At 60.7% G+C, this 15,552-nt stretch carries 13 protein-coding genes; 5 read left to right on the forward strand and 8 right to left on the reverse strand.

What is annotated here, in order from left to right; genetic code table 11:
- Window positions 1-77 precede the first annotated feature (77 nt).
- A complete protein-coding gene (locus ASG68_RS03720) occupies window positions 78-812 on the forward strand; it encodes an MOSC domain-containing protein (RefSeq protein WP_162243594.1) in 735 nt (244 codons plus the stop codon).
- On the opposite strand, the gene ASG68_RS03725 is transcribed toward ASG68_RS03720, so the two are convergent.
- A complete protein-coding gene (locus ASG68_RS03725; RefSeq protein WP_062583671.1) occupies window positions 805-1,959 on the reverse strand; it encodes an AI-2E family transporter in 1,155 nt (384 codons plus the stop codon). The two genes, ASG68_RS03720 and ASG68_RS03725, sit on opposite strands and share 8 nt — an antisense overlap.
- Window positions 1,960-2,146: 187 nt before the next feature.
- Window positions 2,147-3,352, reverse strand: coding sequence for an MFS transporter (locus ASG68_RS03730; protein WP_062583029.1), 1,206 nt, complete (start codon window positions 3,350-3,352; stop codon window positions 2,147-2,149).
- A 407-nt stretch (window positions 3,353-3,759) separates the two neighbouring features.
- Between ASG68_RS03730 and ASG68_RS03735 the strand changes: the two genes are divergently transcribed.
- The 3 genes from ASG68_RS03735 to ASG68_RS03745 all read left to right on the forward strand — a co-directional run bounded on the left by ASG68_RS03735 (window position 3,760) and on the right by ASG68_RS03745 (window position 7,919).
- Complete coding sequence (locus tag ASG68_RS03735) at window positions 3,760-5,460, forward strand: long-chain fatty acid--CoA ligase (protein ID WP_062583026.1); 1,701 nt, start codon at window positions 3,760-3,762, stop codon at window positions 5,458-5,460.
- Window positions 5,461-5,906: 446 nt separating this feature from the next.
- Window positions 5,907-7,532, forward strand: a complete 1,626-nt coding sequence (gene pgi, locus ASG68_RS03740) for a glucose-6-phosphate isomerase (protein ID WP_062583024.1) — start codon at window positions 5,907-5,909, stop codon at window positions 7,530-7,532.
- 144 nt (window positions 7,533-7,676) lie between these two features.
- Window positions 7,677-7,919, forward strand: coding sequence for a DUF6894 family protein (locus ASG68_RS03745; protein ID WP_062583023.1), 243 nt, complete (start codon window positions 7,677-7,679; stop codon window positions 7,917-7,919).
- 77 nt (window positions 7,920-7,996) lie between these two features.
- On the opposite strand, the gene ASG68_RS32710 is transcribed toward ASG68_RS03745, so the two are convergent.
- Window positions 7,997-9,766, reverse strand: a complete 1,770-nt coding sequence (locus ASG68_RS32710; protein ID WP_062583021.1) for a calcium-binding protein — start codon at window positions 9,764-9,766, stop codon at window positions 7,997-7,999.
- A 318-nt stretch (window positions 9,767-10,084) separates the two neighbouring features.
- Between ASG68_RS32710 and ASG68_RS03755 the strand changes: the two genes are divergently transcribed.
- On the forward strand, window positions 10,085-11,131 hold the full coding sequence (locus tag ASG68_RS03755; protein ID WP_062609135.1) for a glycosyltransferase family 4 protein: 1,047 nt from the start codon (window positions 10,085-10,087) through the stop codon (window positions 11,129-11,131).
- Window positions 11,132-11,187: 56 nt separating this feature from the next.
- Here the strand turns inward: ASG68_RS03755 and ASG68_RS03760 are convergent, their stop codons facing one another.
- From ASG68_RS03760 to pyrC, 5 genes are all read right to left on the reverse strand, one after another.
- Window positions 11,188-11,652 carry a DUF4304 domain-containing protein gene (locus ASG68_RS03760; RefSeq protein ID WP_062583017.1) on the reverse strand — a complete coding sequence of 155 codons (465 nt, stop codon included), beginning with the start codon at window positions 11,650-11,652 and terminating at the stop codon, window positions 11,188-11,190.
- Window positions 11,653-11,775: 123 nt separating this feature from the next.
- Window positions 11,776-12,702, reverse strand: a complete 927-nt coding sequence (locus ASG68_RS03765; RefSeq protein ID WP_062583015.1) for a carbohydrate kinase family protein — start codon at window positions 12,700-12,702, stop codon at window positions 11,776-11,778.
- Between the two features lie 74 nt (window positions 12,703-12,776).
- Window positions 12,777-13,475, reverse strand: a complete 699-nt coding sequence (locus ASG68_RS03770; RefSeq protein WP_062583013.1) for an orotate phosphoribosyltransferase — start codon at window positions 13,473-13,475, stop codon at window positions 12,777-12,779.
- Between the two features lie 149 nt (window positions 13,476-13,624).
- Entirely contained in the window at window positions 13,625-14,191 is a 567-nt protein-coding gene (locus ASG68_RS03775; protein ID WP_062583012.1) for a glyoxalase superfamily protein, read from the reverse strand.
- Between the two features lie 208 nt (window positions 14,192-14,399).
- The gene (gene pyrC / locus ASG68_RS03780; RefSeq protein ID WP_062583010.1) at window positions 14,400-15,452 is read right to left on the reverse strand and encodes a dihydroorotase; all 1,053 of its coding nucleotides are present in this window, start codon (window positions 15,450-15,452) and stop codon (window positions 14,400-14,402) included.
- Window positions 15,453-15,552: the final 100 nt, after the last annotated feature.

Raw genomic sequence — 15,552 nt, forward strand, 5'->3', positions numbered from 1 at the left:
TTTCCCATCGGATGCCTGTTGTGTTCGCTGACGAACACCACCAATGTTGGAACCACGAAACAGCAGGGCAGGTTTTCATGGCGGAACGGTGGGGCACGGTCCTTGAACTCTGGCGATATCCGGTGAGCTCATTGCGAGGTGAACGGATCAGCAGTGTGCAGTTGGACTCCCACGGCGTCGCATGCGATCGCGGCTGGGGTCTGGCAGACGCCGACGGGAACGTGGCGGCACCAGAGAGCGAACGGCGCTGGCGGTTCGTACCGGACATGCTGGCCCGCGTCGGTGACAACGGCTTGGAGATCAATATCGATGGTGCCGCCTGGCTGCCAGCTCCTTCCGATCTCGCCGATGCTGCCGCCTCCACTCGCGCGGGGTTCCCTGTCAGCTTCCGTCCACTGTCGCACACGTCCGGGACCGCGACGGTGACACAACTGGCGCCGCGCTATGATCGCGGGCATCTTCACATCCTGACGACCGCTTCCCTGCGGGCGCTGGCGGATTTGCTGCCACCACAATCCATGGTCGATGTCAGGCGGTTCCGCCCGAATATCGTTGTCGATATGGAAGAGAATGAGCCGGGCTTTCCCGATCGGCAACTGATCGGCAGGACGTTGCGGATCGGCAATGCCGTGGTTGCGATCAACGAACCCTGCGAACGCTGCAGTTTCACGGCGCTTGCGCAGGGCGACCTGCCCTTTGCCAAGGAGGTGATGCACGCGATCGCGCGCCATGGTGGCGGCGGTTTCGGCGTCTTGGCAACCGTTATCGAGGCTGCGGAAATCCACCAGGGCGATCCGGTCAGTCTTACTTGATGATCCGGCCGGGAGGCACCGGCTGCGAGGTAACCTCGCGCAGCCATTCGCGCCAGATGGATACCAGCAGCGCCATCAGAACCGGCCCGACGAAGAGGCCGAGGAACCCCATGGTCTTCACGCCGCCCACCAACCCGAAGAACGTGGGCAGGAAGGGCAGCTTGATCGGGCCGCCGACGAGACGGGGCCGCAAGGTCTTGTCGACAATAAACAGCTCGATCGTACCCCATGCAAACAGCGCCACACCGGCAAAGACCGAGCCACTGGCGACCAGATAGACGGATACCAGCGTGAAGCAGAGCGGCGCGCCGCCCGGGACCAGCGCCATGATGCCGGTGATGATGCCGAGCGTGACGGGCGACGGAACCCCGGCCATCCAGTAGGCGATGCCGAGAACGATGCCTTCCCCGATAGCGATGACGCCCATGCCGGTGACAGTCGAGCTAATAGTCAGCGGCACGATGCGCGAGACGCGCTCCCAGCGCATCGGCAGGATGCGTTCGCCGAGCTTGTCGAGCTGTTCCACCAGCCTCTCGCCGTCACGGTAGACGAAGAAAAGGGTGATCAGCATGAACAGCAGCGTCAGCAAGGACTGAAAGGCGGATGCGCCGACAACGAGCACGCCGCGATAGATATTGCCGATATTGGAGCCGCTGACGAGCTGGACGAGTTCGCCCAGCGCGCCGGGATGGCCGATATATTTCGCCCATTGTTCGCCTAACCAGATTCCAGCGACCGGGATCTGCGTCAGCCAGGCGGGCACGACGGCGCCAGTGGCATTCGTCTCGATCGTCCAGACAACCCAGCTGCGGACCTCATCAACCGCATAGACGGCTGCGAGCGAAATCGGTGCGACGATGAAGGAAATGACAGCAACGATGGCGATCGTCGCGCCCAGCGTGCGATTGCCGCCGATGGCGGCCAGCATGCGCCGGTAGATCGGCCAACTGGCGAAACCGATGACCAGCGCCGCAAGCACTGGTACGAGGAAACCATGGAAGAAGTAGACACCGGCAAGCAGGACGAAAACGAGCAACCAGCGCGCAGCAGAAATCGGCCCGACGAGCGCCGAACGCTCATAGGCAGGACGACCGAAAAGCCGCGGTTCCTGCGGCAACTCTTCCCGTTCTCGATTGCTCAACTGCAAAAACATCTCCTCCCGCGGGCGCAGGATGACAGCAAAAGCCGCCCCGCACCAGCGTGTTTCCATTTGTTGCCGCCCTGTGGCGAAACATGCGCCTACGTAAGTATGACCGCATCGTCAACACAAGGGAATGACAACCGCATTTCACGGTAAGAAAAGGCTTCAAGAGCAGGTGGCCTGCCTGAAGATATCAGGCGGCGCGCACGGCCCGCGACCGGTCGAGGAAGACGGACGACAGGAAAATGCCAATCCCGGCAACCGACATCATCGCGCCGACCAGACCCGTCGATGTCCAGCCATAGCCTGCAGCGATCGACAGGCCGCCAAGCCAGGCACCGAGCGCGTTCGCCAGATTGAAGGCGGAATGGCTGAGCGCCGCAGCCAGCGTCTGTGCTTCTCCGGACACATTGATCAAACGCATCTGGACGCCGGGAACAACGGCGAAACCGCCGCCGATCAGGAGCACGTTGATGACAGCCATCCATGGCGTGTTCATGGTGAAATAGAACATGACATAGGCGACGAGATTGAAGACGAGGGCAATGCCGATCGACGACATCAGCGACCAGTCTGCCAGCCGCGAGCCGACGATATTGCCGAGGATCATGCCGGCGCCGAAGACGGAGAGCATCACGGGCACCGTGCCGAGCGAGACGCCAGCCACTTCCGTCAAGGCAGGAGTGATGTAGCTGAAAACAGCGAACATGCCGCCGCAGCCGATGGCGCAGATGCCGAGCGTCAGCCAGACCTGCGCCTTGCCGAGCGCACCGAGTTCCGTCAAGGGCGAGGCTGCCGGATTGGTGCGGTCACGCGGCACATAGAACCATGTCAGCACGACGGTGAGCATGCTGATCGCTCCAACGATACCGAAGGCGGCACGCCAGCCGAGCGCCTGACCGAACCAGGCGGCAAGCGGCGTTCCGAGCAGTGTTGCGACCGTCAGACCCATCATGACGCGGCCGATGGCGCGCGCCTTCTGGTGCGGGGCGGCCATATTGGCCGCGACCAGCGCCGCGACGCCGAAAAAGGCACCGTGCGGAAGACCGGCGAGAAAACGCGCCGCCACCAGAAGATTGAAGCTGCCGGCTACCGCGCTGGCGAGATTGCCGATCGCAAACAGGCTCATCAGCAACAGCAAAACATTGTGACGCGACGACTTTGCAGCGAGCACAGCCAGAAGCGGTGCACCGACAACGACGCCGAGTGCATAGGCGCTGATCACGTGACCGGCATAGGGAACGGAGACAGCCATATCGTCGGCGACCTGCGGCAGCAGCCCCATGATGGCGAACTCGCCGGTACCAATTCCGAAGCCGCCGACGGCGAGAGCAAATTCGGCACTTGAGAGACCACCCCAACGGGCGACCGGAGCGGGGGAAAGGACGTTATCAGCCATAGAATGATCCATCGGCAGCCTTGCGGCGCAAATTGTTTGGTCTTGAAAAGGAGGGCCGGAAGGGCTTGGGAGGAACGAGCCGGCCTATTGCACTGCAATATACCGTTTTGCCCCGGCGCGCAAAGCAATTGCTGCGCCACCATCCCGAGAAATCTGGCCGTCGCTGCTATCGATTTGGACTTTTAATTGACGTTTACGTTAAAGTTATATAGTTGCGAATGAGCTTGATGGGGCATGGCAAAAGCCTCATCTTGAATCGACGGAAGAATCTGGAGGGATTGTTTCGCGATATGCATAGCTTCGATAGCCGAAAGGCTTTGGATAGGATGCGCGAATAAAATGAGGCGAAGCGAGCGGATGCACGACGCTTGCAAGCTTCCAAGACAGGCAGCATGAGGGAGAGAGACATGCCGGATACCAACATTCAGACACCCGGAGCCCATGCGAGCAAGCCGTGGCTTCAATCCTATCCAGCAGGCATGCCGGCAGAAATCGCTCCCCTGCCCTACAATTCGATCGGCGATCTCTTTGCCCAGTCGTGCCAGAAATATGCCAGCCGCGCGGCCTTCACCTGCATGGGCAAGACGCTGACATTTGCCGATCTCGACGCCCAGAGCCGAAAGATTGGTGCCTGGCTGCAATCGGCAGGTCTCGCCAAGGGCGACCGCGTGGCGGTGATGATGCCCAACATCCTGCAGAACCCGGTGATCGTCTTCGGTATCCTGCGTGCCGGCTATACCGTCGTGAACGTCAACCCGCTCTACACGCCGCGCGAACTCGAGCATCAGTTGAAGGATGCCGGCGCGAAGGCGATCTTCGTACTCGAAAACTTCGCCCATACGGTCGAGCAGGTTGCGGCCAGGACGAGCCTCAAGCATATCGTCGTCACCACGATGGGCGACCTGCTCGGCGTCAAAGGGCTGATCGTCAATATCGTCGTGCGCAAGGTGAAGAAACTGGTTCCGGTCTGGTCGCTGCCCGGACACCTGTCGTTCAAAACCGTTCTCGCCAATGGCGGGCGGCAGACGCTCAAATCCGTCGATGTCAAACCGACTGACGTCGCCTTCCTGCAATATACAGGCGGCACGACCGGCGTCTCGAAGGGCGCGACGCTGACCCATTCCAATCTTCTGTCGAACATGGCGCAGATGGGGCTTTGGCTGGAAACCGCCTTCATCAACCGGAAGCGCCCCGAGCATCTGGTCTTCCTTTGCGCGCTGCCGCTCTATCACATCTTCGCCCTGACGGTGAACGCACTGATGGGCCTGAGCACCGGCGGGGAAAATATCCTGATCCCGAACCCGCGCGACATTCCGGCCTTCGTCAAGGAAATCGCCAAATACAAGATCAACATCTTCCCCGGCCTCAACACGCTGTTCAACGCGCTGATGAACAATGCCGAATTCCAGAAGCTCGATTTCAGCGATCTGGCGCTCACCTTCGGCGGTGGCATGGCCGTGCAGCGCCCTGTGGCGGAGCGTTGGGAGAAGATGACGGGATCGCCGATCAAGGAGGGCTATGGCCTGTCCGAGACATCCCCGGTCGCCACTGCCAACCGTCTGGACGAAGGAGAGTTTACCGGTACGATCGGCTTGCCGCTGCCTTCCACGGATGTCGAGATTCGCGACGAGGATGGCCATAACCTGCCGCTCGGCGATATCGGCGAAATCTGCATTCGCGGCCCGCAGGTTATGGCCGGCTACTGGCAGCGGCCGGATGAGACGGCCCGCGCCATCTCTCCTGATGGCTTCTTCCGCTCCGGTGACATCGGCTTCATGAACCCGCAGGGGCTGGTGAAGATTGTCGATCGCAAGAAGGACATGATCCTCGTCTCCGGCTTCAACGTCTTCCCGAACGAGATCGAGGAAGTGGCGATGACCCTTGCCGGCATCCTCGAATGCGCCGCCATCGGCGTTCCCGACGAGCATTCGGGTGAAGCGGTGAAGCTCTTCGTTGTCAAGAAGGACCCGAACCTGACGGAGGCCGACGTCAAGGCGCATTGCGTCGCCAATCTGACCAACTACAAGCGGCCCAGATTCGTCGAGTTCCGCACCGAATTGCCGAAGTCGAATGTCGGCAAGATCCTGCGCAAGGATCTTCGCGGCTGAAAGTCTGTGTGACTTGTCAGAACACCGCATAATCTCTATTTTAGCGGAGTGGTGACTGGAGCGCGAACTCCAGCCACCTTTGTTTATCTTAAGAATTGAACCCGCACGGCGATTGACCAGCTCGTGCGGGTTTTTCTTATGCTAAACGTGATGCCAAATGGTCGAAACCACATAGCTCACCTCCACTTTCAAGGGTAAGGCTGTGCCCTGCTACAGTCCGGGACGCCCATTCGCCCGGATGCGCCGGCTGGCATGGCGCTGCTGCTTCTGCCCCTGAATGCGCCAAATCTACTGTAAGCGAACGCTGATGCAACTGCTTGGGCGGGCGGGATTTAAATCCATTTAAAAGCGCAGGCTTTTTCGCCTTTGCGGACAGGAAAGGCTTGATTTGCAGGGGCCAAAGCGACTAGCTATCGCGACCCTTCCGCAAAGCAAGGAACCCTGCGATGACCGCTCTTGTCGACCAGCTGAAATCCACTGTTGCCGATACCAATGCAACCGATCTGAGGGCCGCTTTCGCCAGCGATCCCAAACGGTTCTCGACGTTCAGCATCACGCTCGACGACATGCTGTTCGACTATTCGAAATGTGCTGTTAACGACAAGATCATCGACGGGCTCGAGGCCATCGCCAAGGCGGCGCAGGTCGCTGAAAAGCGCGACGCCATGTTTGCCGGCGATATCATCAACATCACCGAAGGCCGCGCCGTCCTGCACACTGCGCTGCGTAACCGTTCCAACACGCCCGTGCTGGTCGATGGCAAGGACGTGATGCCGGATGTCAACGCCGTGCTGGACGCCATGGGTGGCTTTTCCGACGGCATCCGCTCCGGCGCGTTGAAGGGCGCCACCGGCAAGAAGATTACCGACGTCGTCAACATCGGCATCGGCGGCTCCGATCTTGGCCCGGTCATGGCCACACTGGCGCTCGCACCCGAGCATGACGGCCCGCGCCTCCATTTCGTTTCCAACATCGACGGCGCCCATATCGCCGACACGCTGAAGCTGCTCGACGCCGAAACCTCGCTGTTTATCGTCGCCTCGAAGACCTTTACCACCATCGAGACCATGACGAACGCGGCGACCGCGCGCGCCTTCATCGCCGACAAGCTCGGCGAAAAGGCCGTCGGCAGCCATTTCTGCGCCGTTTCCACCGCGCTGGACAAGGTTGCCGCCTTCGGCATCGACAGCGACCGGATCTTCGGTTTCTGGGATTGGGTCGGCGGACGCTATTCGATCTGGTCGGCCATAGGCCTGCCGCTAATGATCGCCATCGGCAAGGAGAATTTCGGCGAATTCCTGGCCGGCGCCCATGCCATCGACAATCATTTCCGCACGGCGCCGCTGCGCGAGAACATTCCGATGATGCTCGGTCTGCTCGGCTTCTATCATCGCAACGTTCTGGGGTATGCCACCCGCGCTATCCTGCCGTATGATCAGCGCCTGTCGCGCTTCCCCGCCTACCTGCAGCAATTGGATATGGAATCGAACGGCAAGGGCGTGACGCTGGATGGCACCGCGGTCGAGGGTAATTCCGGCCCGGTCGTCTGGGGCGAACCCGGCACCAACGGCCAGCACGCCTTCTACCAGCTGATCCATCAGGGCACGAGCATCATCCCCGCCGAGTTCATGATATCAGCCAACGGCCATGAACCGAACCTGCGCCACCAGCATGAACTGCTGATCGCCAATTGCCTGGCGCAGTCGGAAGCCCTGATGAAGGGCCGCACGCTGGAAGAGGCAAAGACGCAGATGGCCTCGAAGGGCCTCGCCAAAGACTTCATCGAGCGGATCGCGCCGCACCGCGTCTTCAACGGCAATCGCCCGTCGCTGACCTTCGTCTACGACAAGATGACGCCATTCACCTTCGGCCGCCTGATCGCACTCTACGAACATCGCGTCTTCGTCGAAGGCGCCCTGTTCAACATCAACTCGTTCGACCAGTGGGGCGTCGAACTCGGCAAGGAACTGGCGACCGGCCTGCTGCCCGTTGTTGAAGGCAAGGAAAGCGCCGAAGGCCATGATTCATCGACCGCCGGCCTCGTTTCGGCCCTGCTCAAGGCCAAGAAGTAAACTGCGGTTTCCCTCCGCGAGTGACATGGATGAATGCAGGCTGAACGCACAATTCAGCCTGTATTCGAACACAATGCGCTATCTCTTCCCTCACGTCTTCAAGCCGGGAAACCTTCCGGCGACGCGGGGTTCCGGGGCAGCACGGTGGAGCACTATTTCTTCGATTTGCACTTCGGCGACGAACAGGTCGTCGATGATGAAGGTGTCGATCATTTCGACGTCGGCTCCGCCGTATACTACGGCCAGCGCATCGCCGACCGGATCGGCCGCGATGCCGATTATCGCTCGCTTTCGGTGCATATCCGCACCGACGAAGGCGCTCTCCTCGCCATCCTCACTGCTTCAGCGGGACGCGGCCTCGAACAACGCGCGCTGATGGGCCGGTAATTCCGCACCATGGCGGCCACACCCACGGGTGGGCGGCCGCTTGTTCGTCGATGTTCCAGGTAGTGCTCACCGTCAGGTCAGAGCACGAAATCCGTCGCCAGCATGGTGAGCGTGCGGTCGAGAACAACCGTGAAATCGGCCGCCCCGTCGCCATCGATATCACCTGAAACAAATGCTTGCAGACCCTGGAACTGGTAGCGCAGTTCACCTGCGGCATTGCTGAAGGCCGCGGAACCGATAAGTGTGAAGGCCTGATCGCCCGTGGTCGTCAGATCGGCATCGATGGCACTCAGGTCGATCTTGTCTCCCTGGGTTCGGGCGAAATCGAGGATGATGTCGCGGCCGGACGAAGACACAGTGGTGTCCTCGATCATCCGGAAGGTGAAGTGGTCCGCGCCCGTGCCGCCGGTCAGCGTATCCGCACCGATACCCCCAATCAGCCTGTCATTGCCATCGCCGCCGTTGAGGAGATCGTCGCCGCGCCGGCCATAAAGACCATCATTGCCGGCTTCGCCCTTGAGATCGTCATTGCCGAGACCGCCGTCAAGCGTGTCATTGTCAAGCCCCCCCAGAAGCGCATCATTTCCATCTCCGCCGAGAAGCTCGTCACCGCCGGCATCCCCCTGCAGTTGGTCGTTTCCACCGCCCCCTTCCAGCCTGTCATTGCCGCTCCCGCCAAGGACGTTATCCGTACCGGCATGACCTATGAAGACATCGTTTGCCTTGCCCAGACTGAACCTGGCGGATCCCGTCACACTCGTCACACCACTGATATCAAACAGATTTTCCCTGCCCGTACCATACAAGGCATAGGTACCGACATGAATGGTTTCCACGCTGGCCGCAGTATCGAGGAGCAGGGTCTCGACGGATGCGTGATCGACGACCACAAATTCATCCTGGCCGGCTCCACCAATATAGATATCACTGCCGGCAAACTCGCCGTAGTCGATCCCGACATAAAACCGATCGTTACCTGCACCTCCGTCGAGCGTATCGCTCCCTTCCCCGCCAGTGAGGTGATCATGTCCGTCTCCGCCCGACAGCGTATCCTTGCCGCTTCCGCCCTCCACCGAGTCACTGCCGCTATAGCCGATATACGTATCGTTTCCGGCACCCATTCTTATCGGGATTACCTCGATCTCTTCCCAGCCCGGGTCGCCCGGACCATCGCCCGGCCAATGCCATACAATCGTGTTGCCGAGGCCGGTAAGGCCGCTGAGGTCGAACCGGTTCGCGGCGCCGGTCCCTTGCAACACATTGACAAAACTGTCGCTATCGCTGCTACTGAAAGTCAGGACTTCCACACCAGCGGCCGCGTCGAGCGTTAGGTCCGTTACCAGCACGCCGCCGATGATCCGGACCGTGTCGTAGCCGGCACCGCCCAAGAAGACGTCATCGCCCACATTCCGACCCAGCCGCCCCCCTCCATCCAGGTAGAACGTGTCGTTGCCGTCACCGCCATCGAACGTGTCGTTGCCGTTCCCGCCGCGAAGTATATCGACCCCCGCTCCACCCAGAAGCGTGTCGTCGCCCGCTCCACCCAGAAGCGTGTCATTACCCTCACCACCGTTCAGGATGTCGTTGCCATCTCCACCCGACAGACTGTCAGTGCCAGCCCCGCCCGATACCCTGTCGATGCCGACATGGCCGATATAGGTGTCGTCACCGTCAAACAGATCGATGTTGCTGCCGTTCTGGATACTGGTCAGGCCGCTGAAATCAAACAGATTCGCGAAAAGGGACCCTCCGAGAATGAACGAATTCATGTTCAGGATTGTATAACCAGAGACCGTATCCAGCAGCATGTTCTCGAAATAGCTGTTCTCCGTCAGTTCGAATTCCATGATCGTGCTCCCAAGACAGATTTTACTATTATTTTAGCTCATCCTAACTTTTATTTTAGGTTTTCATAAACTAATAGTCAAATTGCGCGAAAATATAGTATGGGATACCCAGCATACACCTTCTCCTTGCCCAATAGTCTCAAACACTGAGCGTCGCATTGCGCAAACGGTTTCAGGGCAGGACGCCGGCCGGCAACGCCCCGCAAAGCGATCATCGCTCTGTCATCAGAGCGTGCTTAAAGAGCCCGGTCGCAGGCACCACTCCGATTCGCGCCGAGTGCGAAAGATGGCATGCGGCCAAGCCACGCTGAGGCCCCCATGGAAAAGACCATTCTCGTTGTTACCGATGCCTGGCACCCGCAGGTCAACGGGGTCGTGCGCACGCTCGACGAACTCGCTCGATCGCTGAAGGAGCAGGGCGTCACCGTTCATTTCTTGACGCCGGAGCGCTTCGCCACCTTTCCGCTGCCGTTCTATCCCGATATCCGGCTTGCGCCTCCCATGCGCCGGCATGTTGCTGATGCGATTGATGCCGTAGAGCCGGATTACATTCATATCGCAACGGAGGGACCGCTGGGTCTCGTGGCGCGCGCCGTCTGCCTGCGGCGGAAACTACCCTTCACGACCAGCTATCACACCCGCTTTCCCGAATTCGTCAGCGCCCGCCTGCCGATCCCCGAAAGCTGGAGCTACTGGTGGCTGCGCCAGTTCCACAATTCCGGCAATGGCATGATGGTCGCCACCGCCTCGCTCGGCACCGAGATGGCGGCACGCGGCTTTCACAACATCAAGCGCTGGACACGCGGCATCGATGCCACGCTGTTCGATCCGGCGCTCCGGCAGGATCTGTCCCTTCCCCGCCCCATCTTCCTGAACGTCGGCCGCGTTGCCGTGGAAAAGAACCTGCCTGCCTTTCTCGACCTCGATTTGCCGGGCAGCAAGGTCGTCGTCGGTGATGGACCGGATCTCGCCACGCTGCGGCAGCGCTATCCGGACGTCCATTTCCTCGGCAAGCGCATGGGCGCGGAACTGGCCACCATCTATGCCTCGGCCGATGTATTCGTCTTTCCGAGCCGGGTCGATACGTTCGGTCTTGTCATCCTGGAAGCGCTCGCGAGCGGCTGCCCGGTCGCCGCCTTTCCCGTCACGGCGCCGAACGACATCCTCGGCGATGGCGGCGGCGTCCTGTCAAACGACCTGCGCCAGGCGGCGCTCGATGCTCTGAAACTGTCACGCGAAGATGCCCGGCGAAAGGCGCTGACCTTCAGCTGGGGTGAATGCGCCCGGCAGTTTCTGTCCAATCTCGATGGGGTTCCGAGCAATGCGTTCGCGCGACGAGGGCGTCGCATCGGACAAACCGTGTAGCCACTCGGCAAGGTCGTCGTCACGGCGCAAAGTGGCCCGGGAAAAGGTACCCGCTGTCAATTGCTGCCGGGCGGCAAGCTCGTCAACAGACCGCGCCAGCTCGCCAGTCGCTCAAGCATGGGCAGACCGATCTCGTTCAACTGCCGGATGATTTCGCGCCGGCGGGGGCTGTCACCATCGAGGTCCACGTAATAGTGGGCATCATATTCGTTCTTGAGCTCGACCGTCGGAAGGAAACTGTTCATCCGCCAATGCTGTTGATCGCCAAGGCGACTGACGCGACCGATGTTGAAATAGCAACTGAAGCCGTATTGGCTCTTCTGAAATTCGAAATAGACCTCGAAGAAAACGCCCTGCCGTAGCCAGCGGCTGTCTTCGCGCCGGAAGCCTTTGGGCAGTAAGAGGCCATTGATGTCGGTCGTCATGCTCTTCTTCACGCGCGCCCGAATCTGCGGCAGGTCTGCCGGCGCCCAGCGGGGCGGCGTCTGAATCGGACCTGGATCGGCGTTGCCTTCGCTCATCGACGCCCTCGGATTTGTATTGCAAAGCCTCACGCCGTGCCAGTCTAAGTCACAGGCATGACAGCCAGTCGTTGAGCGCTCCGGAAACGTAGGCTGTAACGACAAAGCCGAATGAGCCGCGCCTTACAACCCGATCTCATAGCTCCACGGCGGGTTCGCCCCTGCCCGCGACACGGTCACCGCCGCCGCCTTGGCGCCCAGCGTCAACGCATCGCGCACGGCCTCTTCGTTGAGCGTCGCCACCTGCGCCTTGGTCAGCAGGTTGTTCATCTTTAGCGAGGCGAGAATGCCGGCATCGAAGGTGTCGCCGGCACCGACCGTATCGACAACCGTCACCTTTTCGCCGCCGACCGAGACCTTGCCGCGCGCGGTATAGCCATCGGCGCCATCGGCGCCCTTGGTGATGACGACGAGCTTCGGGCCACGCTGCAGCCACTTGGCCACCAGTTCGTCATGCGTACCCTCTTCGCCGAACCAGTCGAGGTCCTCGTCCGAGAACTTGACGATATCGGACATCGCCGCCATTCGCAGCATGCGCGCCTTGTGAGATGCCGCATCCTTGATGAAGCCGGGGCGGATATTTGGATCGAACGAAATCACCCGCTTTTCATGCTCGCGCGTCATCAGCGCTTCGTAAGTCGAGCCGCACGGTTCGGGGATCAGGCTGATGGCGCCGAAATGCAGCGCTTCGCAGAAATCGCCCAGCGCCGGCAGATGGTCCTTCGTGATCATCCGGCCGGCAGTGTTCTCGTCGAAGAAGGCATAGGTCGCGGAACCATTGACCAGCTTTACGAAGGCGACCGTCGTATGCAGCGACAGGGTAGCGCAGGGGGCGAAATCGACATTGCTGGATTTCAGCGTTTCGCGCAGCATGTCGCCGAACATGTCGTCGGATAGGCCGGTAAAGAAGCCGGTGGGGATGCCGAGCCGGCCGAGCGCGATCGCAGTGTTGAAGATCGCGCCGCCCGAATAGGGGGCGAACGCCGTTTCGCCCGCCGTCGTCTGGCGCGGCAGCATGTCGATCAGGGCTTCTCCACAGCAGATGATCAAGACGACGTCCTCCCCTTCGATGATCTTATTTCAATCGATTTAATCTAAGTTGCCGGGAAATTCCAGCATCCTTTTCACGCCGTCGCCAGCGCGCTCACGCCGCCATTGCGGCCGGACCATTCGAGCGGCGCATTGAGGAAGGCTTCGACCTCCGACAGCGTCTTTTCATCGAACAGCTTCTGCTCGCGGGCGACAGCCAGAACGTTGCGCCAAGTGGCGATATTGAGCAGAGTCACGCCCTTGTCCTTCATCTCGCCGCGCGCCTGCGGGAAGATGTCGTAATAGAACAGCGCGATGCCATGATCGACCACGCCGCCCGCCGCGCGGATCGCGTCGATGAACTTGAACATCGAGCCGCCGGCCGTCGTCAGGTCCTCGATCACCAGGACGCGCGCGCCTTCCGGCATATGGCCCTCGATCTGCGCGTTGCGGCCATGTCCCTTCGGCGCCTTGCGCACATAGATCATCGGCAGCGACAGGCGCTCGGCCAGCATCGCCGCAAATGGAATGCCCGCCGTCTCGCCGCCGGCAATCACGTCGAACTGTTCGAAACCCGCCTCGCGCAGCACCGTGGCGGCGGCAAAATCCATCACCGTCGAGCGGATGCGCGGATAGGAAATCAGCTTGCGGCAATCGATATAGACCGGGCTCGCCATGCCCGACGCCAGCTTGTACGGTTTGTCGGCGCTAAAATGCACCGCCTTGATTTCCCAGAGCATCTTGGCCACCAATTCGGCCATGACGGCCTTGTCTGGAAAGGATGTCTGGATCATCGGCGGTCTCCTGCGCTGTCGGGAATTTTATCCCTCGCCGCATAGCAGGTCAGCCCTTCTAATGCCAGAGGTGGCGGACCGATCTCCCTCTTCTCCCCAGCGGGACGAAGAGGGAGCGGACTCCTTGATCAGCGAAAGGCTGCTGCCATTCAATCCGCCTGATTTTCACCCTGCTGCTGGCAAAACGTAATCCGGTTGCTGAAGGGATCCGTGACCGCCACTTCCAACCCCCAGGGCGCCTTGTTCAACCCGGGCTTCATATAGCGGTAGTCCTTGGCAGCCAGCTCCGATTGCAGCGCCGCCGCATCCCCGACACGCACAAACGCCCGGGCGCCGGGGCTGGCGTCGCCTGCGTGTTCGCTCAGATGCAGGAGCATGCCTTCACGCGAGACCTGACAATAGAGCGGAAAATTGTCGCCGAAGCGGTGTTCCCAATCCAGCGTGAAGCCGAGGAAGCCGCAATAGAATTCCATCGCCTTGTCGACGTCGAAAATGCGGAAGATCGGGATCGGCGGCTGGATACCGACGGCACCGTCGCCTGTCGTTTTTCCCTTCTCCGCCGCGTCGATTTTTGCCGACAGGATATTCCAATGGTCATAGCCGAACTGGGCGGCGACGATCTCGAGGGCCTGGCTGTGGGAAAGGGTGGTGTTTTGATCGGCAAGGGCCTGTTTCAGCACCTTTGCCATGAGCTTCGCATCGCGAAAATCGCGCATGGTTCATCCTCCATCTCGCGGCAAACAGGACGATCAGTGCCCGCTCTGCTGACCCGTTCGCCATCGACGCCATGGGCAAGGATGAGAAAGGCTGGAGTGGATGCATTCACCATTCGCGCCGAGGCGCTGCGGGGCGGCTGGCCGCATCCGGCCAAGCCCATGGATAGGGGAAGATTTTGCCGCGATCAAGCCCGGTTACGCGAAGCCCTCAAACCACCGCCCAATGCAGCGGGAACATCGGGTCGAACACGGTCACGGTTCCGGCCCCCGTTTCGATCTTCGGGGGGAAGGACAGCGCGTCCGCCTGCTTGCGCAGCGTCATCGTTTCCTCGTTGACAGGCAGACCGTACCAGGCCGGGCCGTTCAGCGAGGCGAAGGCTTCCAGCTTGTCGAGCGCATTCTCCTGCTCGAACACATGGGCAAGGCAGCTCATCGTGTTGATCGAGGTATAGATGCCGGCGCAGCCGCAGGCGCATTCCTTCAAGGGATCGACATGCGGCGCGCTGTCGGTGCCGAGGAAGAAGCGCGCATTGCCGGATGTGGCGGCGGCGCGCAGTGCCAGGCGATGAACCTCGCGCTTGGCGACCGGCAGGCAGTAATAATGCGGCCGAATGCCGCCGACCAGGATGGCATTGCGGTTGATGATCAGGTGATGGGTGGTGATCGAGCCGGCAAGGTTGCTCTTGGCGGACTTGATGTAATCGATGCCGTCCTTCGTCGTGACATGCTCCATCGTCACCTTGAGTTCCGGCAGGCGCGCGCGCAACGGATCGAGCACCGTCTCGATGAACACCGCCTCGCGGTCGAAGATATCGACATCCGGCGTCGTCACTTCGCCGTGGACGCAGAGCGGCAGGCCGATCTTGGCCATACGCTCCAGTACCGGCATGGCATTCTCGAAATTGCGCACGCCGCCATGCGAATTGGTGGTCGCGCCGGCCGGATAGAGCTTTACTGCCTTGATCAGGCCGCTCGTGTGGCCCGCCTCGACATCATCAGGGTTCGTGCCCTCGGTGAGATAGAGCGTCATCAGCGGCTCGAACCGGTCGCCCTTCGGCAGCGCCGCCATGATGCGCTCGCGATAGGCCGTTGCATCGGCGGTCGTGACGACCGGCGGCACAAGATTGGGCATGATGATGGCGCGGGCAAAATGCCGGCTGGTATCACCGATCACGCCCTTCAGCATCTCGCCATCGCGCAAATGCAGGTGCCAGTCGTCAGGACGGCGGATCGTCAGTTCGGTGACCGGCTGTGGGCTCATGCGGATATCTCCAGGCAAGCATGGACGTTCGGAAACACAAGCTCCGGCATGTCGGCGAATCTGAAACAGCAAGACGTCTCAGGTTCGCTCGATCCAACCT

Origin of the sequence: Rhizobium sp. Leaf453, from assembly GCF_001425605.1 — a bacterium.
Lineage (GTDB): Bacteria > Pseudomonadota > Alphaproteobacteria > Rhizobiales > Rhizobiaceae > Pararhizobium.